Genomic DNA, 17,333 nt, shown 5'->3' on the forward strand with positions numbered 1-17,333 from the left:
CACCGGCTGGCCACGGTCAGCCGGTGCGGATCTCCTCGACGGCGGTGCTCGTCCGCAGGAACAGCAGCCCGACCCCGACCGTGACCAGTACGGCGGCCAGCGCGGTCGCGCCGACCCCGGCGAGCTGACCCCACGGCAGCTCGGGTGTCACCACGGATTCGGGCACCCACACGGTGCGCAGGGCCGAGGGGTCGGCGCAGCCGGCGGCATCGCCGGGGCAGACCTGGACGGTCTGCCCCCCGTAGCTGTGTGGGCGGCCACCGGTGGTCCAGGTGAGCAGCAGGCCGACGGCGAGCGCCAGCACCGTGGCCGGCACCGCCGGGGCCAGCGCCTGCCAGGCCACCGAGCGGCCGATGACGCTGCGGGGCACCCCGGAGGCGACCAGCGCCGCGTACGTCCGGCGGCGGGCGACGATCCCCTCGACCAGGGCGACGACCAGGCCACCGGCGGCCAGCGCCACGGCCAACTGGGCGGCCCGGTCGACCAGGTCCATCGTGTTCAGGTAGAAGTCGTCGCTGGCGGCCAGGCCCTGGCCGGTGGCCCGGTTCGCCGTCATGTCGGCGATCATCGAGGCGCGGAGCCCGGCCGCGCCCGCCCCCACGATCACCGCCGCCAGCAGGGCGGCCAGGGTCCGGCTGCCGGCCCACGGGTCGGCGGTCAACCTTCGGGCGGCCAGCAGCGTGGCCGGCCCGCGACCCCACCGGTGCAGCAGCCGCCCGGCCGTGTGCGACAGCCAGCCGGTGCCGACCACCACCCCGACCAGCGCGGCCAGCGCACCACCGAGCATCAGCAACGGTTCCAGCACGGCAGGCGGGTCCTGACCACGGGCGGCGTACCACCGGCCGACCGGGACGAGCAGACCGTACGCGGCCACCCCGGCCACGATCAGCAGCCCGGCCCACGGACCCGGGGCACGTTCCCGGCGGATCCGCCGGACCACCCCGAGCGGGGTCGCGGTGACCCGGCGCAGCAGGACGACGCCGACCAGCCCGGCCAGCACTGGCAGGCCGAGCACCACCGCCCCGATCGCCGGCGGCGACGGCAGCACGTCGGTGGGCAGAGGGAGCAGCCCCCGGGCGTCGGGCCGGTGCAGCAGCACCCGGCCCACCAGGTACGTCCCCAGCCCGACCAGGGTGCCCAGCAGACCGGCCAGCCCCGTCTCCACCGCGACCAGCACGGTCACCTGCCCGGGAGTGGCCCCGGCCAGCCGGAACGCGGCCAGTCGCCGGTCCCGGGCCGGCGCGCCGAGCCGGACGCACTGCCCGGCCAGGGCGAGCACCGGGACGGCGAGCAGCAGCAACGCGACCGCCGTCCCGCCGCGCAGGCCGGGCTCGCGCAGCAGCGCGTTGCCGTACTGCTCGGAGTTGTTCGCGCCCCGCCCGCCGGGTGGGGTGGGGATGGCCAGCACGGTGAGGGCCGCCAACGCGGCGAGCGCGGCCAGGGCCGCGCTGAGCGCGGTGAGGACGACCCGGGCGGTGTCGGTGCGGTTGCCGGCCAGGGCGAGCCGCAGCGCGACGACCGGTGTCACCTGGCGACCGCGCCGGGACCGGCCACCGGGGCGAGGGGTTCGTCCAGGCCGAGGCCGCTCGGGTCGACCACGCCGTCGCGGAGCATCACCTCGCGGTCGGCGTACGCGGCGATCCGGGGTTCGTGGGTGACCAGGACGATGGTGGTGCCCTGTTCCCGGGCGAGCTGGACGAGCCGGGTGAGGACCTCCTCGCCGCCGAGCGTGTCGAGCGCGCCGGTCGGCTCGTCGGCGAAGAGCACCCGGGGCCCGGTGACCAGGGCGCGGGCGGTGGCGCAGCGCTGCTGCTGCCCGCCGGACATCGCGCCGGGGCGTACGTCGGCGAGGTGGGCGACGCCGAGCCGGTCCAGCCATTCGCGCGCCACCCGCCCTGCTCCTCGCCGCCCCGTGCCGGCGAGGAGCAGGGGCAGGGCGACGTTCTCCGCCGCGGTCAGCTCGGGGACGAGCTGACCGAACTGGAACAACACCCCGAACTCGCTACGGCGCAGCCGGGACCGCGCCGCCTCGGGCCAGGTGTCGATCCGCTCCCCCCGCCAGTGCACCTCACCCTCGTCGGGGCGCAGGATCCCGGCGAGGCAGTGCAGCAGGGTGGACTTGCCGCAGCCGCTGGGCCCGGTCACCGCGACGATCTCCCCCTCGGCGACGTCGAGGCTGACGCCGCGCAGGGCCGGGGTCGGACCGTACGACCGGACCACGCCGCGTGCCTGGAGTCCGCTCACGGATGCACCTCCCGGTGCCAGTCGGCGACGCGGGTCAGGGTGGTGCGCAGCCACCGCAGGTCGGCGTCGAGGTGGGCGATGACGTAGTCGACGGCGACGACGTCGGCGAGGGTGGACGCGGGCGCCGTCTTGACGGCGGTGAGTTCGCGCAGCCGCTCGGTGTGCGCCCGCGCCTGGGCGATCAGGTAGGACCGGGCCGCGTTGAGGTCGGCGACCAGCAGCGCCACCGCCACCTTGGTGAAGAGCGCGCTCGTCACGTACGGCATGGGTGGCTCGACGGCGGCGAGCCAGCCGGTGAGCGCGGCCCGGCCCTGGTCGGTGAGGGTGTAGGCGGTGCGGTCGGGGCCGGCCTCGCGTTCCTGGCCGGCGCTGACCACCAGGCCGTCGCGTTGCAGGCGGCCCAGGGTGGCGTAGACCTGCCCGAAGGCGAGCGGCTTGGCCCGGGGCAGCCGGGTGTCGTGGGCCCGCTTCAGCTCGTAGCCGTGCCGGCTGCCGGCAGCCAGCAACCCGAGCAGCACGTGCGACGTGGACACCTGACTAACTATTCATTCGGCGAATAGCCGGTGTCAAGCAGCCTGGTCGACGTGACGGTGGGCGACCGCCCGGGCCGGACGCGGCGGTCCCGCCACGCCCGACCGGTGGTGGGGTCAGCCGACCCAGGCCGGGTCCCGGCCGGTACGACCGAGCAGCCGGTCCAGCTCCGGGCGGGCCGCGTCGACCGGCACCTCCGGCCCGAACGCGCCCATCTGCCGGCCCGTCGGCCCCATCTCGTCCATGAAGCGGTGCAGCGCCCCGATGCTCTCCGGCGTCGGCTCGTACGGCTGGCCGGTGGCCCGCGCCAGGTCCCAGCCGTGCACCACCAGGTCCACCACGCCCATCAGGCCGACCGTCGACCGGGGCAGCCCCATCGCCGGCGCGACACCCTCCTCGCTGGCCGGGTCCTCCCAGGCGGCGGCGAGCCGGTCGGCCTCGACGGCGAACCGGTCCCGCCAGCCCGGCTCGGCGACGTGGTCGGTCTTGACCGACCAGTCCGTCTCCTGCCCGGCGGCCAGCCGCTGGAAGTTGACCGCCACGTCGTACACGTGGTTGATCAGGCCCCCGACGGTGTAGTCCGCGCACGGGGTGGGCAGGTCGAGCTGGTCGTCGCCGATCGCCCGGACCAACGCCACGGTCCGCGGGACGGCGGCACCCAGCAGCTCACTAGTCTTCGTTGCCATATTGCCAGCGTATGAAGGTGGTCTTGAACGAATGCGACAGCCACGCGGGGACGACCGGGGCATCCTCGATCCGGCCCGGTTCCGCCGGGAGCTGCGGTTCCGGCGGCACCTGCCGGACCCCGCGCTGCGCCCCTGGGTGGAGCACTACTGGCTGGTCGACTGGGCGCTGACCACGCCGTTCACGCAGCAGGTCGTGCCGCACCCGGCCGTCAACGTGGTGTTCCGTCGCGACGCCGCCGGCCCGGAGACCGCCGAGGTGGCCGGGGTCGGCCGCACCCTGTTCACCGTCACCATGGCCGACGCCGGAGCGGTCAGCGGCATCCAGTTCCGCCCCGGGGGTTTCCGCCCGTTCTGGCGTCGCCCGGTCTCCGGTCTCACCGACCGGCACGTGCCGCTCGACACCGACCCGGCCGCCGCCCGCGCCGCCCGGTCCGTCGAAGCCGAGCCCCGCTGCGACGGTACGGACGACGAGCGCAGCCGTGCCCTGGACGCCTTCCTCCTCGCCTGGGCGCCACGGCCCGACCCGGCGACGGCCGAGGCGATCGTCCTCGCCGAGACGATCCGCACCGACCGCAGCGTGCTGCGGGTCGACGACCTCGCCCGCCGCCACGACCTGTCCGTACGGCGGTTGCAGCGGCTCTTCCTGGACCACGTCGGCGTCGGCCCCAAGTGGGTGATCCGCCGGTACCGCCTCCTGGAGGCGATCGAGCAGGCCGCCGCCGGGATGCCCGACTGGGCGACCCTCGCCGCCGACCTCGGCTACAGCGACCAGGCGCACCTGGCCCGCGACTTCGCCGCCGTCACCGGCCGCACCCCCACCGGCTACGCCCGCTCCCTGCGCTGACTCCCACCCACCCCCACCGGCGACCGCCTCCGTGGCCGGTCGCACCCTTGTGGAGGGTTCTTGTCGTCATAGCCGCAAGAACTCTCCGCGATCCGGGTGCGTGCGCCGCGCACCCGTATCGGTCAGCTACCGCGTGCACCGCGCCGCCGCGCCGGCCGATCCGAACAGCGGCCGGGCCCGGCAGCGCCCAACCCACCCATGGCGACAACAATGAGTAACCACAGCCTCCCCACCCCCGGTCCCGCCCGCATCCTTTGCTCTGCTGCCATCACAGCGCCAGCTACTCACCGTGCCGGGCGATGGGCACGACACACTCCCGGGCATCTTCTGAATTGGCAGTTCAGCGCGCTGGCGCGAATAGGTCAGCAGAGCAAAGGAGGGAGAAGGGAGTTATGGGGGATCGGCCTGCGATCACGGGGAGCAACATCGAAAGCGAAACCCTCGCGTGAGCACCCTGAGTAATCAGGGCAGTGGTTGGGGTCGCCCGGGTCCGGGATGAGGGGCCGGAATTCGGGGGCGGGGTGGGCGTGGCGTACGGGGAAGCCCTCAGCGGCGGCGGACCGCCACCACAGCGACGTCGTCGTGGATCTCCGGCGGGGCCAGCTCCACCAGCAGCCGCTGGCAGAAACCGTCCAGGTCGTCGTCGACCACCGTCGCGCAGGCCGCCAGCGCGGCCAGGCCGTCGTCGATGGTGGTGTCCCGCCGCTCGATCAGCCCGTCGGTGTAGAGCACCAGTGTCGCCCCGGCCGGCAGGGTGAACTCCAGGTCCTCGGGGCGGTCCGCGCGCACCCCGAGCAGCGGGGCCGACTGCTGGACGAACTCCACCCGGCCGTCCACCGTCACCAACGCCGGCAGGTGCCCGGCGCTGGCCAGCCTGATCCGGCCCGTCGAGGGATGCAGCAGCAGGATGCACAGGGTCGCCAGCTCGTTGCGCAGCAGCGTACGCATCAGCACGTTGAGCCGGTCCACGATCACCCCCGGCTGGTGTCCCTCCACCGCGTACGCCCGCATCGCGTGCCGCAGCTCGGCCATCACCGTCGCCGCGTGCAGCGAGTGGCCGGCGACGTCGCCGATCGCCACCAGCAGGTGCCCGTCGAGCATCACCAGCTCGTAGAAGTCCCCGCCCACCTCGGTCTGCGCACTGGCCGGCTCGTAGCGGACCGCCAGGTCGAGGCCGGCGACGTCGGGCAGTCGGCGGGGCAGCAGGCTGCGCTGGAGGGTGACCGCGATCCGGTGCTCCTCGTCGTAGGAGCGCTGCGCCTCCACCGCCGAGGCGACCGCCTGCGCGAGCTGCACCAACACCGGGGTCCGGGCGGTCTGGGTGGCGGTGGGCACCACCACGTACAGCGGGGCGCGGTCCTCCCGCAGCTTCGCGGCGGCCACCGTCACCGTGTCGTCGGCCGGCCACCGCACCAGCGCCCACCCCTCGGGGGCGTCCACCCGGACGGTCGCGCCGGTCGGCACGCCGGTGTCGTCGACCGCCCACGGCACGATCTCCGCCACCGCGCCCGGCCCGGCGGCGACCCCGGCCAGGCACTCCCCGTCGAAGGTCTCCGCGACCACCGCCGCCGGACTGCGGAAGATCTGCGCCGCACCCGCCGCCGCCTCCTGCAACAGGCGAACGAAGGTGGACGCGGCGTGCACCGCCACGGTGGTGTCGGCCAGCCCGGTCAGCCGCTCGGCGAGCAGTTCCGCCCGCTGCCGCGCCTGGTAGTAGCGCAGCACCGCGTGCGCGGTGGCGACCAGCTCCTCCGGCTCGATCGGCTCGGCCAGGTACGCGTCCGCGCCCCGGGTCAACCCCTGGGCCCGGTCCACCACGTCGACGGCGTGCGCGGACACGTGGATCACCGGAATGGCCGGATGGTCCGCCTTGATCCGCTCGCAGACCTCGAAACCGCTGAGATCCGGCAGCCGGACGTCGAGCACCACCAGGTCGATCGGGTCCACCCCGACCCGGGCCAGCGCCTCGGTGCCGTTCTCCGCCTCCCGCACGGTGAAACCCGCCCGGGTCAGCCAACTCACCAGCAGGTAGCGCTTGGTGGGACTGTCGTCGACCACCAGGATCGTCGGCGGGGCGGCGGCCACCTCACACTCCCGCCACGGGCAGGTCAACCGTGAAACTGCTGCCCCGGCCCGGTTCGCTGGTCAGCGTCAGGGTGCCGCCGAGCAGCGTCACCAACCGCCGGGCGTACGGCAGGCCGAGGCCGGTGCCGCTGCGCCGGCTGGTGCCGGGCACCTGGTAGAACTCCTCGAACACCCGTTCGTGCAGCTCGGCGGGGATGCCCGGCCCGGTGTCCGAGACACAGACGCGGAGCCGGTCGTCGACACGTTCGGCGCGCATCCGCACCTCACCCCGGTCGGTGAACTTCACCGCGTTGTGCAGCAGGTTGCGCAACACCTGGGCCAGCAGCACCTCGTCCGAGCGGAGCACCGTGCCCGGGGGCGGCTCCTCAACCAGCAACTCCACCTCGGAACGCAGGGTGAGCGCACGCAGCGTCCCGCGCAGCTGCCCGAAGACCGCCCGCAGGTCGACCTGCGCCCACTCCGGCTCGATCCGGCCCGCCTCCGCCTTGGCCAGGTCGAGCAGATCGTTGACCAGGGAGAGCAGGTCGGCGGCCGAGGACCGGATCAGCTCGACCTGCTGTGCCTGTTCGCCGGTGAGCGGGTCCGACGCCGAGTCGGTCAGCAACCGCCCCAGCCCGATGATCGCGGTCACCGGCGCCCGCAGCTCGTGGCTGACATTGGCCAGGAACCGGCTCTTCGACTCGCTCGCCGCGCGGAGCTGGGCCGACTTCTCGTCCAACTCGGCGTAGAGCGCCACCACGCCCCGGTTGGTCTCCTCCAGCTCCTCGGAGAGCTGGGTGTAGAGCGCCATCACACCCCGGTTGGTCTCCTCCAGTTCGGCGTTCAGCACGGCCAGCTCGTCGCGCTGGCTGCGTACCTCGTCGAGGGCGGCGATGAGCTGCCCGTTCTGGGTGGCCAACTCGTCCAGGGCGCTGGCCGGCGCGCTGGCACCCAGTTCGGCGCGCAGCTCCGCCAGGCGCTGCGGAGTCAGCGCCGCAGCGGCGGGCGGGACACGTCGGGACATCCTCACGACGGTATCTCCCTGCACGTCCGCCAGCCCCAGGGTGTCCACCAACCGCGCCACCGCGCCGGACTGCGGCTCGTACCGGTTGCCGGGCAACGGGCGCAGCGGGGCGAGGTCGACGCTGAGCAGCCGCCGGCCGTCCGGCTCCGTCACGCAGGAGAAGGTGACGTCCGCGCCGTCCACCGCGCGCAGCAGGTCCCGGGCCACCTCGCTGAGGGCGGTGGCGAACCGGACCTGGTCCTGGTGCTCCAGCCCGATCGCGGCGGCGACCTCCCGGCCCCGCTGGCGTACGCCGAAGATGTCCTGTTCCACCCGCAACGCCATCCGCAGCAGGGCTTCGCGGGCGGTCACGACGGGATTCTCGCGGCCAGCACACAGGCGTCGTCCCGACGTACCCCGGCATCACGCAGCAGGGTCGCCGCGACGACGACCGGCGCCCGCCCGAACAGACCCGGATAGTCCTCGGCGCGCCACCGGTCCACCACCCCGTCGCTCTGCATCACCAGCGTCGCGCCGGACGGGAACGGGTAGTCGTACCCGCGTACCGTCGGGCGCTGGTGGCCGGCGATGCCGGGCAGCGAGACCAGCCCCCGCCGGGTGCCGTCGGGGGCCAGCACGGTCCCGGTGATGTTGCCCAGGCCGGCGTAGCGCAGCAGGCCCGCCGCCGGGTCCAGCTCCGCCACCGCCACCGCGGCCCCCCGGGTGTGCGACATCGCCCGGTGCAGGTGCGTCACGACCACGGCGGGCGGCCCGTCCGGTGCGGACCGGAAGGCGGCCACGGCCGCCTCGGCGGCGACGTTGGCCAGCGGCCCGTGCCCCAGGCCGTCGCAGACGAGCACCTGATGCCGGCCGTCCCCGGTACGCACCGCGTGGCTGTCACCGCTGACCTGCTCGCCGGTGATCGGGCGGGTCAACCCCGCCGCCCAGGCCGGGGTGACCGCGACCTCCTTCGCCCACACCTGCACCGCGAACACGGTGCCGCGTCCCGGCCGGGACCAGGCGTCGTACCAGCTGGCCTGCCGGGTGATGGCACCTAGCCCGATGCCCAGCGTGCCGGTGGTGGAGTGGCCGTCGCGGGAGGACACGGTCAGGTCGGCCATGCCGGGGCCGGAGTCGACGGCGACCAGTTCCACCCCGGCGGCGTCGGCGGTGCGCACCGGCCGCAGCAGCAGGACGCCCTCCTGGGCGTGCTTGACCAGGTTGCTGGTCAGCTCGGCGGCGACGATGGCCAGTTCGGCGACCCGGTTCTCGCCGAGGCCGAGCTGACCGCCGAGGCGTTCCGCCGCGCGACGCACGGTGCTGGCGGCGCTGCCGCTCTCCACCCGGTACCAGTGACCCGCGTCCGGCACCACGTCGTAGTTCATCGGGACCACTTGGTGATGGTGATCCGGGTGCCCTCGCCGGGGGCGGTCTGGATGTCGAAGTCGTCGACCAGCCGGCGGGAGCCGCTCAGACCGAGGCCGAGGCCGCCACCGGTGGTGTAACCGTCGGTGAGGGCGAGGTCCAGGTCGACGATGCCCGGCCCGGAGTCGACGAAGACGATCCGCACCCCGCGTCGCCGGCCGTCCTCGACGACGCTCACCTCGGCGGTGCCGCCGCCACCGTAGATGAGCGTGTTGCGGGCCAGCTCACTCGCGGCGGTGACCAGTTTCGTCTGGTCGACGAGGGACAGCTTGGTCGCCACCGCCATGGTGCGCACCAGCTGGCGGACCCGGACGACATCCTCGTCGCTGCCGATCGCCTGGGTCTTCGGGCCCAGGTCGACTCCCGCGGTCATGGCGATGTCGCCGCCGTCCCGGACTCGACGTCCTCGGGGTCGTCGGCGTACCCGGGGTCGTCGTCACGGGTCGCCGCGATCAGCTCCATACCCCGTTCGACGTTCAGTGCGGTCCGGATGCCGTTGAGCGACAGGCCCAGCTCGACGAGGGTGATGGCGACCGCGGGACGCATCCCGACGACCACCGTCTCGGCGTCGAGCACCTTGGAGATCGAGGCGATGGTGGAGAGCATCCGGCCGACGAACGAGTCGACGATGTCCAGGGCGGTGATGTCGATGATGACGCCGTGGCAGCCGGTCGCCACGATCCGCTCGGCCAGGTCCTCCTGGAGGGTGACCGCCGTCTGGTCGGACATGTCGATCTGGATGGAGACCAGCAGGATGTCGCCGATCTTCAGGATCGGCACCCGTTCCATCACGCCTCCCGGCGCGGGTGCCGGCGGGACGTCTCGACCCCGTTCAGGCGCAGCACGTGCCGCAGGGCGTCGGCCAGGCTCGCCTTGGTGGCGATGTCGCCGAACTCGATGCCGAGGGCGACGATGGTCTGCGCGATCTGCGGGCGGATGCCGGAGATGATGCAGTCGGCCCCCATCAGCCGGGCGGCCACCACCGTCTTGAGGATGTGCTGGGCGACCTGGGTGTCGACCGCCGGTACGCCGGTGATGTCGATGATCGCGTACGGCGAGCCGGTGTCGACCAGGGTCTGGAGCAGCCGCTCCATCACCACCTGGGCACGCGCCGAGTCGAGGGTGCCGACCAGCGGCACGGCGACCACGCCGTCCCAGATCTTCACCACCGGGGTGGAGAGTTCGAGCAGCTGCTCGGCCTGGTCGGCGATCAGCCCCTCGCGGGTCTGCACGTAGGTCTCGAAGGTGAGCAGCCCCATCCGGTCGACCAGGCCGGTGAGGTCCAGGACGTCCCGCAGCGACAGTTCGACGCCGTCGGTCTCGGCCAGGTCGACCAGGACGTCCTTGAGGGCGTAGATGCTGATCGCGGTCTCGGTGGCGGTGAAGCTCTGCCGGGCCCGGCTGCGGGACAGGTCGGCGAGCACCGCGCGCAGCTCGCCCGCCTCGGGCTTCTGGAGGTCGGCCAGGCCCGCGCCGCCAGCGTTGATCATGCTAGCGTGCAGTTCCTGCACCTGCAGGCGCAGCTCGGCCTGGCTCAGCCGACCGCGCAGCGAGGCGGCGACGAGTTCGGTCCACCGCTGCACGACCCGCTCGGCATGCTCACCCAACAGCCCGACGAGCCGGTCGCCCCCGTCTGCGGTCAACGCCATGGTTACCTCCTGTGAGCTGGGCCGGCCGGACTCTATCACCGGAGGCAGACCCGGTAGTTGCCGCGCGGCAAAGGAATGATCGCTCCCACCGGAACCGCTCCCGTTCTGCGGGTCCCCCCGTTCGTGGGATACCGTTCCACCGATAACAGGAGGTCTGAATGTCCCTGACGGTGCACACGGAACAGCGCGGCGACGTGGTCGTCGTGTCGGTCGCGGGCGAACTCGACATGGCGACCGCACCGCAGCTGCAGGACCAGATCACCGACCTGCTCGACAAGGGTCGCAGCCGGCTGGTGTTCGACCTGGCCGAGGTGTCGTTCTGCGACTCGACCGGGTTGTCGGTCTTCGTCCGGGCCAAGAACAGCTGCGACGAGGCCGGCGGTGTGGTCCGGCTGGCCGCCCCGCAGCGCGGGGTGCTGCGCATCCTTGAGGTCAGCGGCCTGGTGGAGGTGCTGCACACCTATCCGACGGTCGAGCAGGCCGTCGCGGGTGACCCCACCCCCGCGTCGTCCTGACCGGTTTCCTCAGCGCTCGTCCTCGATGAACCGGGGACGAGCGATCACCATGCCCGCAGTCGTCTGCACCGCCAGCGCGGCGAGCAGGAAGCCCATCGGCGCGGTCCAGCCGCCGGTCGCCTCGTAGAGCACCCCGACGAGCAGCGGGCCGAGCGCGGCGATCACGTAACCGGTGCTCTGCGCGAAGGCGGACAGCGCCACCGTGCCGTCGGCCGTACGGGCCCGCAGGCCGATGGTGGTCAGGATCAGCGGGAACGCGCCCTGACCGAAGGCGAGCAGCAGCACCCAGAGCAGCGCCCCGCTCCGTGGCGCGAACGCCAGCCCCAGGTAGGCCGCCGCGGAGAAGGCGGTCAGCCCGAACACCAACGGGCGCAGCGTCCGGAGCCGGCCGGCCAGCGTCGGCATCAGCAGGGCCACCGGCACCCCGAGCGCGGTGACCCCGGCGAGCAGCAGGCCGGCGCTCTCCGGCCGGAAGCCGGCGTCCCGGAAGAGCTGGGCCAACCAGCCCATCACCGCGTACCCGCTGAGTGACTGCGCGCCGAAGTAGACGGCCATCGCCCAGCCGAGCCGGGTGCGGGCCGGCCGGACCCGGGTGCGGGCGGCCGGGACCGCCGTCGGGGTGGCGGCCCGTCGGGCGGCGCGGGCCCGCAGCGCCAGCGGCACCCACGGGAGTACGGCCACCGCCGCCAACGCCGCCCACACGCCGAGCCCGGCCCGCCAGGAGCCGAAGGCGTGCGCCACCGGCACGGCGGAGGCGGCGGCCACCGTCGTGCCGGTGGTCAGCGCCATCGTGTACGCACCGGTGACCAGCCCGGTCCGGTGCGGGAAGTGCTGCTTGACCAGCATCGGCAGCAGGATGTTCGCCACCGCGATGCCGGCCAGGGCGAGCGCGCTGGTGAGCACGAAGACCGTCGCCGAGTCGGTGACCACCCGGAGCAGCTGACCGACGGTGAGCGCGAGCATCGCCACCACCAGCACCCGGGCGGCCGGCCAGCGCCGGATCAGCCACGGGGTGAGCGCGCCGAGGCCGGCGAACGCGATGGTGGGCAGGGTGGTGACGAACCCGGCCATCGCGCCGGAGAGCCCGAGTCCGGTGCGTACCTCGTCGAGCAGCGCGCCGAGGCTGGTCACCGCGGCCCGCAGGTTGAGCGCGACCAGCAGCATCCCCACCAGCACCAGCGCGCCGCCGGTGGCCGGCGACGGGGTGCGGTGGGCCGGCCGGTGGGCGAGCGGTTCGGGTGCCTCGACGGCGGGAGCGGTTGGCGGGGTCATGACCTCGAACCTACAATCATGGGATGAATTTCGGCAGCTGGTGTAACCGGTGACACCGTCGGTCGATTCCCCACCCGTGCCCCCGCGCGGTCAGCGGGTGCAGCAGACCATCGAGCAGCTCCGGGGGCGGATCCTCGGCGGCGAGTGGCCGGTGGGCGGGCGCATCCCCACCGAGCCGCAGTTGGTGACGGCGCTCGGGGTGGGGCGCAACACCGTCCGGGAGGCCGTCCGGGCGCTGGTGCACGCCGGGGTGCTGGAGTGCCGGCAGGGCTCCGGGACGTACGTGGTGTCGACCGACGAGCTGGCCCCGGTGGTGGCCCGCCGGCTCACCGACGACCGGATGGCCGAGGTGGTCGAGGTCCGCCGGGCGTTCGAGGTCGAGGCGGCCCGGCTGGCCGCGCTGCGGCGTACCCCGGAGGACCTGGTGGCGCTCGACGGCGCGCTGGCCGCCCGGGAGGCCGCCTGGCGGTCGGGCGGGGTCGCCGAGTTCGTGGAGGCCGACGTCACGCTGCACACGGCGGTGGTCGCCGCCGCGCACAACGGCATGCTGGCCGAGCTGTACGCCTCGGTCGGCGCAGCCCTGCGCAGCACCGTGGCATACGTGACGGGTGACTCCCTGCAACCGCAGCGGTACGTCGACCACAGCCGGCTGGTGGCCGCGATCCGGGACGGCGATCCCGGACGGGCGGCGATCGAGGCCAGTGCTTTTCTGGAGCCCCCGTCCGGGGCATAGGTTGTCCCCGACGGAGAATCGGACGGCACAGGAGTACGGATGCTCAAGGGCTTCAAAGACTTCATCATGCGCGGCAACGTCGTCGACCTGGCGGTCGGTGTCGTCATCGGCGCCGCGTTCACGGGCGTGGTCACCCAGCTGACCAAGTCGTTCCTCGAACCACTGATCAAGGCGGTTGGAGGGGGGGCCGGCCAGTTCTCCGGGCAGTGGGAGATCACCGAGAAGAACTACATGGACTGGGCCGGCTTCATCAACGCCCTGATCACCTTCCTGCTGACCGCAGCGGTGCTCTACTTCCTCGTGGTGTTCCCGATGAACAAGCTCGCCGAGCGGCGTAAGCGGGGCGAGGAGCCGCCGCCCGCCGCGCCGAGCGAGGAGGTCAAGCTGCTCACCGAGATCCGCGACGCGCTGCTCGCCGGCGGGCACGCCACCCCGGGGCAGCGCGGTGCGCTGGACGACGTGCTCGGCCGGCGTCCGGAGCCGCCCGCTCCGCGCTGACCCCTGCGGCGCACATCGGCCCCTGCGGAATTCCCGCAGGGGCCGCTTCCTGTCGTACACATGTTCGATAGAGTCCGACCATGGAGCAGCGTAGGCACTGGTGGAACGGCAAATGGGGACGACTGGCACGGCGGGACGTCTTCCTCCGCGTCGACGCCGACCGGTGGCACGTGGAGCAGCGGGCCGGCGGTGCGGAGGGCGTCTCCCAGTTCTACGAGTACGGCAGCGTCGACGAGGCCGAGGAGACCGTCCGGGCCCTGCTGGAGGGGACGGACGCCTGGCGGGAGCTGTCCCCGCGTCCACCCGGTGCCTGGGGCCCGGCGGTTTAGCGGTGGGTGGGGCAGGGAACCGCCCGGGGATGAAGCAGCAGGGCATGGCAGAGCAGGCGGTCATCTCCCGGATCACCACCGGCATGCGGGTGGTCGACACGGTCGGGGTCGAGATCGGCACCGTCGACCTGGTCCAGCGGGGCGATCCCAACGCGGTGACCGTGCAGGCGTCGACCGCCGATCCGGGCGGCAGCCTGGACGAGCTGATCGAGTCGGTGGCCGTCGAGGAGCCGGACGTCCCGGCCGACCTCGCCGCCCGCCTGCTGCGCACCGGCTACCTCAAGGTCTCCACCGAACTGGCCCGCACCGGCGCGGTGTACGTGCTGGCCGACCAGATCGCCACGGTCACCGACGACCAGGTACGCCTGCACGTCCCCGTGGGCGACCTGCCCCCGGAGGAGTGACCCCACCCACCACCTGCGCTGGCCGGGGGCGACAACCCTGTCACGCATCCTGGGTGAGTCGTCAACGTCATCAGCTCGAAAGGACCCGTAGAGGTATCGCTGCCCGTCGGCAGAGGTGGTCCGGCAGAGCCCGGGGTTCGTCCGTGGCTGGTGGGGGCCGGGCGAGGCGGACCAGGCGACCGGGCACGCCCTGGTGTTCAGCGCCCCGTGACCTGCCTGGACTGACCCCCGACCACCGGGTTCCCCTCCGGTTCCTGCGGCCTCGGCAGCCCCACGGCCGGAGCCGGCGTCCGGCGCCGGAAGAGCAGCAGCATCAGGCAGCCGGCGAGCAGTCCCCAGAACGCCCCGCCCACGCCGAGCAGGCTCACCCCCGAGGCGGTGACCACGAAGGTGACCACGGCGGCCTCCCGGCTCCGGGGATCGGGAACGACCGACGGCGGGGTGGAGGAGAGGGCCGAGGTGAGGGCGCCGGCCAACGCGCCGAGCAGCGCGAGCCCGGCGACCGCCTCGATGAGCACGGGCGGGGAGAGCAGCACCAGCGTGGTCGCCGCGCCCGCGCCGAGCCCGAGCAGCGCCAGGCCGATGCCGGCGGTCACCGAGGCGATCCAGCGTCGGTCCGGGTCCGGGTGGGCGTCGGGGCCGGCGGCGAGGGCGGCGGTGATCGCGGCGAGGTTGACCGCGTGCCCGCCGGTGGCGGCACCGAGCGCACTGGCCAGCCCGGTGGCGCGTAGCGCCGGGGCGAGCGGCGGCCGGTAGCCGAAGCCACGCAGCACCGCCGTACCGGGCACGTTCTGCGCGGCCATGGTGACCAGGAACAGGGGCAGCGCCAGGCCGACCACGGCGGGCAGGGTGAACGCCGGCACGGTCGGCGACACCACCGGCCGCAGGTCGCCGGGGGTGACCCCCACGCCGGTCGTGGTCAGGGCGATCACCACCGCCGCCGCCACCAGCGCGGCCGGGACGGCCCAGCGGGGGGCGAACCGGTGCAGCACCAGCCAGGTGACGATCACCGGGGCGGCCAGGGCCGGCACCTCGACCAGCGCGCGTACCGGGGCGGTGCACAGCGGCAGCAGCACCCCGGCCAGCATCGCGGCCGCCACCGGGGCGGGGATGGCGGCCACCGCCCGCCCCAGGGCGGGGAACAGGCCGGCGGTGACGATGAGCAGCCCGCACAGCGCGAACGCGCCCACGGCGGCGGGCCACCCGCCGGGGACCGGCCCGGTGGCGACCAGCAGCGCCGCGCCCGGCGTGGACCAGGCGATCGCGATCGGCATCCGGTGCCGCAGGCCGAGCCAGGTCGCGCAGATCCCGGCGGCGACGCTCACCGTGAGCAGCCCGGAGGCGGCCTGCGCCTCGCTGGCGCCGACCGCCCGCAGCCCGGCGAGCACGACGGTGAACGAACTGGCGAAGCCGACCACGGCGGTCACCACCCCGGCCAGCACCGGTTGCAACCGATCCCCCACCACACTCCCCCTCGCGCCCGGCCGCCCATCGTTCCGTTTACGGAACAGCGGCGTGTAGCACCATAGCCGGATGACCCCGCCCCGCCCAGCCCGCCGGCCCGCGCTCGACACCGACGCCGGGGCGGTCGGCCACCGGCTGCGCGCGCTGCGGATGGAACGCGGGGTCTCCCTCTCCACGCTGGCCCGTACCGCCGGGGTCGGGAAGGCCACCCTCTCGGCACTGGAGAACGGCACCCGCAACCCCACCCTGGAGACGCTCTACGCGATCACCGCCCAGCTCGGCGTACCGCTGGCGGCCGTGCTCGCCGGGCCCGCCGCCACCCCGACCGTGCGGGGCACCACGGTCGTCGCCACCCTGCTGGAGTCGTTCACCGACACCGACGCCAGTTACGAGCTGTACCGGCTGCGGGTCCGCCCCGGCGGGGAACAGGTCTCCCCCGCCCACCAGTCGGGGGTCACCGAACACGTCACGGTCTTCGCCGGGGTGCTCCGGGCCGGCCCGGTCGACGCCCCGCTGACCGCCGCCGCCGGTGGCCACCTGCGCTGGACCTCCGACGTACCGCACGGCTACGCCGCCCTCGGCGACGAGGAGGTCGCCGCCAGCCTGCTGCTGCGCTACCCCCGCACCTGACCCGCGCCGGGCACCCGGTGCTGCACCGCCCACAGCGCCGCCTCGGTACGCGACGCCGAGCCGGTCTTGCGCAGCAGGTTCGACACGTGCACGGTCACCGTCCGCACCGAGATGCCCAGCGCCCGCGCGGCCTGCTTGTTGGACATCCCGGCGACCAGGCAGCCCAGCACCTCGACCTCCCGGCCGGTCAGCTCGGCCTCGGGTGGGGCGGCGGCCCGGGGCGACGGCATCCGCAGGTGCTCCGGCAACGGTTCCCGGACCAGCGCGTCCAGCCCCCGGCCGGCGTGCACCGCCAGCAACTCGGTGAGCGCGTACGGGTTGCCGCCGGTGCGTTGCCAGACGTCGGCACAGACCCGCGCCGGGGGTGGGCTGTCGCCGTACACCTGGGTGAGGATCTCGGCCACCTCGGCGACGCCGAGCGGGCCGAGGTGCTGACGCACCGCGCCGCGTACCCCGCAGAGGCGGGCCAGGACGCGGCGGGTGAGGTCGGGTGCGACCGCGTCGACCGGCGGCCGGCTCGCCACCACCAGCAGCGCCGGCAACTGCGGCGCGGTCGCCAGCTCGACGACCAGGTTGAGGCTGGCCGGGTCGAGATCGTGCAGGTCCTCCACCACCAGCACGGCCGGGCCGGCACCCACCAGCGACCGGACGGTACGCACGGCGAGCCGGAGCAGCGTGCCGGGGGCGTACCGCTCGCGCGGCGCGGCCGGATGCTGGGCCAACCAGGCGAGCGCGTCGGACGGCAGGTCGAGCGCGCCGACGTCACGGACGCTGAGCACCGCCGCCAGCCAGTCGTAGGGGGCCGGATCGTGCACCCGTGCCGTCCCGGTGAGGATCACCGCCGGCCGGGGGGAGAGACCCTCGACGGCCGCCGCGACCAGCCGGCTCTTGCCCACCCCGGCGGCCCCGGTGATGACGGTGACGGCGGGGGCCGACCGGCCCGTACCGGCCACGGTGGACCACGCCCGGTCGAGCTCGGCGAGCTCTCCGACGCGACCCACCATGGACACCGGGATCATTTCTCCCACCCTACGTACTAGTG

Annotated in this window: 20 protein-coding genes; 7 read left to right on the plus strand and 13 right to left on the minus strand. The window is 74.0% G+C overall.

Annotation, left to right across the window (positions count from 1 at the left end; genetic code table 11):
• Positions 1 to 16: 16 nt before the first annotated feature.
• The 4 genes from ACN265_RS29690 to ACN265_RS29705 form a co-directional block, all read right to left on the minus strand.
• Positions 17 to 1,528, minus strand: coding sequence for an FtsX-like permease family protein (locus ACN265_RS29690; RefSeq protein WP_421410753.1), 1,512 nt, complete (start codon positions 1,526 to 1,528; stop codon positions 17 to 19).
• Positions 1,525 to 2,244 (minus strand): ABC transporter ATP-binding protein, encoded by a 720-nt coding sequence (locus ACN265_RS29695; protein ID WP_377682225.1) that lies wholly within the window; start codon positions 2,242 to 2,244, stop codon positions 1,525 to 1,527. The genes ACN265_RS29690 and ACN265_RS29695 overlap by 4 nt, the downstream gene beginning before the upstream one ends.
• Positions 2,241 to 2,777 carry a PadR family transcriptional regulator gene (locus ACN265_RS29700; RefSeq protein ID WP_357925334.1) on the minus strand — a complete coding sequence of 179 codons (537 nt, stop codon included), beginning with the start codon at positions 2,775 to 2,777 and terminating at the stop codon, positions 2,241 to 2,243. The genes ACN265_RS29695 and ACN265_RS29700 overlap by 4 nt, the downstream gene beginning before the upstream one ends.
• Before the next feature lie 114 nt (positions 2,778 to 2,891).
• Positions 2,892 to 3,461 (minus strand): TIGR03086 family metal-binding protein, encoded by a 570-nt coding sequence (locus tag ACN265_RS29705; RefSeq protein WP_421410754.1) that lies wholly within the window; start codon positions 3,459 to 3,461, stop codon positions 2,892 to 2,894.
• Positions 3,462 to 3,492: 31 nt separating this feature from the next.
• Between ACN265_RS29705 and ACN265_RS29710 the strand changes: the two genes are divergently transcribed.
• Positions 3,493 to 4,305 (plus strand): AraC family transcriptional regulator, encoded by an 813-nt coding sequence (locus tag ACN265_RS29710; RefSeq protein WP_421410755.1) that lies wholly within the window; start codon positions 3,493 to 3,495, stop codon positions 4,303 to 4,305.
• Between the two features lie 546 nt (positions 4,306 to 4,851).
• On the opposite strand, the gene ACN265_RS29715 is transcribed toward ACN265_RS29710, so the two are convergent.
• Genes ACN265_RS29715 through ACN265_RS29740 form a run of 6 tightly spaced genes read right to left on the minus strand, consistent with a single transcriptional unit; the run spans position 4,852 to position 10,446 of the window.
• Positions 4,852 to 6,390 carry a SpoIIE family protein phosphatase gene (locus tag ACN265_RS29715; protein WP_421410756.1) on the minus strand — a complete coding sequence of 513 codons (1,539 nt, stop codon included), beginning with the start codon at positions 6,388 to 6,390 and terminating at the stop codon, positions 4,852 to 4,854.
• Position 6,391: 1 nt separating this feature from the next.
• Positions 6,392 to 7,717, minus strand: coding sequence for an ATP-binding protein (locus tag ACN265_RS29720; RefSeq protein WP_421411683.1), 1,326 nt, complete (start codon positions 7,715 to 7,717; stop codon positions 6,392 to 6,394).
• A gap of 23 nt (positions 7,718 to 7,740) precedes the next feature.
• The gene (locus ACN265_RS29725; protein WP_421411685.1) at positions 7,741 to 8,757 is read right to left on the minus strand and encodes a SpoIIE family protein phosphatase; all 1,017 of its coding nucleotides are present in this window, start codon (positions 8,755 to 8,757) and stop codon (positions 7,741 to 7,743) included.
• On the minus strand, positions 8,754 to 9,170 hold the full coding sequence (locus ACN265_RS29730) for an anti-sigma regulatory factor (RefSeq protein ID WP_420118984.1): 417 nt from the start codon (positions 9,168 to 9,170) through the stop codon (positions 8,754 to 8,756). Before ACN265_RS29730 ends, ACN265_RS29725 begins: the two co-directional genes overlap by 4 nt.
• Positions 9,167 to 9,586, minus strand: coding sequence for an STAS domain-containing protein (locus ACN265_RS29735; protein WP_363650032.1), 420 nt, complete (start codon positions 9,584 to 9,586; stop codon positions 9,167 to 9,169). The genes ACN265_RS29730 and ACN265_RS29735 overlap by 4 nt, the downstream gene beginning before the upstream one ends.
• Positions 9,586 to 10,446 (minus strand): STAS domain-containing protein, encoded by an 861-nt coding sequence (locus ACN265_RS29740; protein ID WP_420118985.1) that lies wholly within the window; start codon positions 10,444 to 10,446, stop codon positions 9,586 to 9,588. Before ACN265_RS29740 ends, ACN265_RS29735 begins: the two co-directional genes overlap by 1 nt.
• Positions 10,447 to 10,604: 158 nt before the next feature.
• Here ACN265_RS29740 and ACN265_RS29745 point away from each other — a divergent pair, with 158 nt between their 5' ends.
• Positions 10,605 to 10,961 (plus strand): STAS domain-containing protein, encoded by a 357-nt coding sequence (locus tag ACN265_RS29745; RefSeq protein WP_088642031.1) that lies wholly within the window; start codon positions 10,605 to 10,607, stop codon positions 10,959 to 10,961.
• Positions 10,962 to 10,970: 9 nt separating this feature from the next.
• Here the strand turns inward: ACN265_RS29745 and ACN265_RS29750 are convergent, their stop codons facing one another.
• The gene (locus ACN265_RS29750) at positions 10,971 to 12,125 is read right to left on the minus strand and encodes an MFS transporter (protein ID WP_232377989.1); all 1,155 of its coding nucleotides are present in this window, start codon (positions 12,123 to 12,125) and stop codon (positions 10,971 to 10,973) included.
• A gap of 157 nt (positions 12,126 to 12,282) precedes the next feature.
• On the opposite strand from ACN265_RS29750, the gene ACN265_RS29755 reads away from it, so the two are divergent.
• From ACN265_RS29755 to ACN265_RS29770, 4 genes are all read left to right on the plus strand, one after another.
• Positions 12,283 to 12,966 carry a FadR/GntR family transcriptional regulator gene (locus ACN265_RS29755; protein ID WP_421410757.1) on the plus strand — a complete coding sequence of 228 codons (684 nt, stop codon included), beginning with the start codon at positions 12,283 to 12,285 and terminating at the stop codon, positions 12,964 to 12,966.
• Between the two features lie 39 nt (positions 12,967 to 13,005).
• Positions 13,006 to 13,464, plus strand: a complete 459-nt coding sequence (mscL, locus tag ACN265_RS29760; RefSeq protein ID WP_421410758.1) for a large conductance mechanosensitive channel protein MscL — start codon at positions 13,006 to 13,008, stop codon at positions 13,462 to 13,464.
• Between the two features lie 80 nt (positions 13,465 to 13,544).
• The gene (locus ACN265_RS29765) at positions 13,545 to 13,793 is read left to right on the plus strand and encodes a hypothetical protein (RefSeq protein ID WP_088642027.1); all 249 of its coding nucleotides are present in this window, start codon (positions 13,545 to 13,547) and stop codon (positions 13,791 to 13,793) included.
• A 44-nt stretch (positions 13,794 to 13,837) separates the two neighbouring features.
• Entirely contained in the window at positions 13,838 to 14,197 is a 360-nt protein-coding gene (locus ACN265_RS29770; RefSeq protein WP_145917392.1) for a hypothetical protein, read from the plus strand.
• Between the two features lie 197 nt (positions 14,198 to 14,394).
• Here the strand turns inward: ACN265_RS29770 and ACN265_RS29775 are convergent, their stop codons facing one another.
• Positions 14,395 to 15,660: a benzoate/H(+) symporter BenE family transporter gene (locus tag ACN265_RS29775; RefSeq protein WP_421410759.1), complete on the minus strand. Its 1,266-nt coding sequence runs from the start codon at positions 15,658 to 15,660 to the stop codon at positions 14,395 to 14,397.
• Positions 15,661 to 15,730: 70 nt separating this feature from the next.
• On the opposite strand from ACN265_RS29775, the gene ACN265_RS29780 reads away from it, so the two are divergent.
• Positions 15,731 to 16,291 carry a helix-turn-helix domain-containing protein gene (locus ACN265_RS29780; protein ID WP_357925303.1) on the plus strand — a complete coding sequence of 187 codons (561 nt, stop codon included), beginning with the start codon at positions 15,731 to 15,733 and terminating at the stop codon, positions 16,289 to 16,291.
• Here ACN265_RS29780 and ACN265_RS29785 read toward each other — a convergent pair.
• Complete coding sequence (locus ACN265_RS29785) at positions 16,276 to 17,310, minus strand: response regulator transcription factor (RefSeq protein WP_363650022.1); 1,035 nt, start codon at positions 17,308 to 17,310, stop codon at positions 16,276 to 16,278. The genes ACN265_RS29780 and ACN265_RS29785 overlap by 16 nt on opposite strands.
• Between the last annotated feature and the right edge of the window lie 23 nt (positions 17,311 to 17,333).

The sequence above is a fragment of the Micromonospora sp. WMMD730 genome (assembly GCF_049178955.1).
GTDB classification, from domain to species: domain Bacteria; phylum Actinomycetota; class Actinomycetes; order Mycobacteriales; family Micromonosporaceae; genus Micromonospora; species Micromonospora wenchangensis.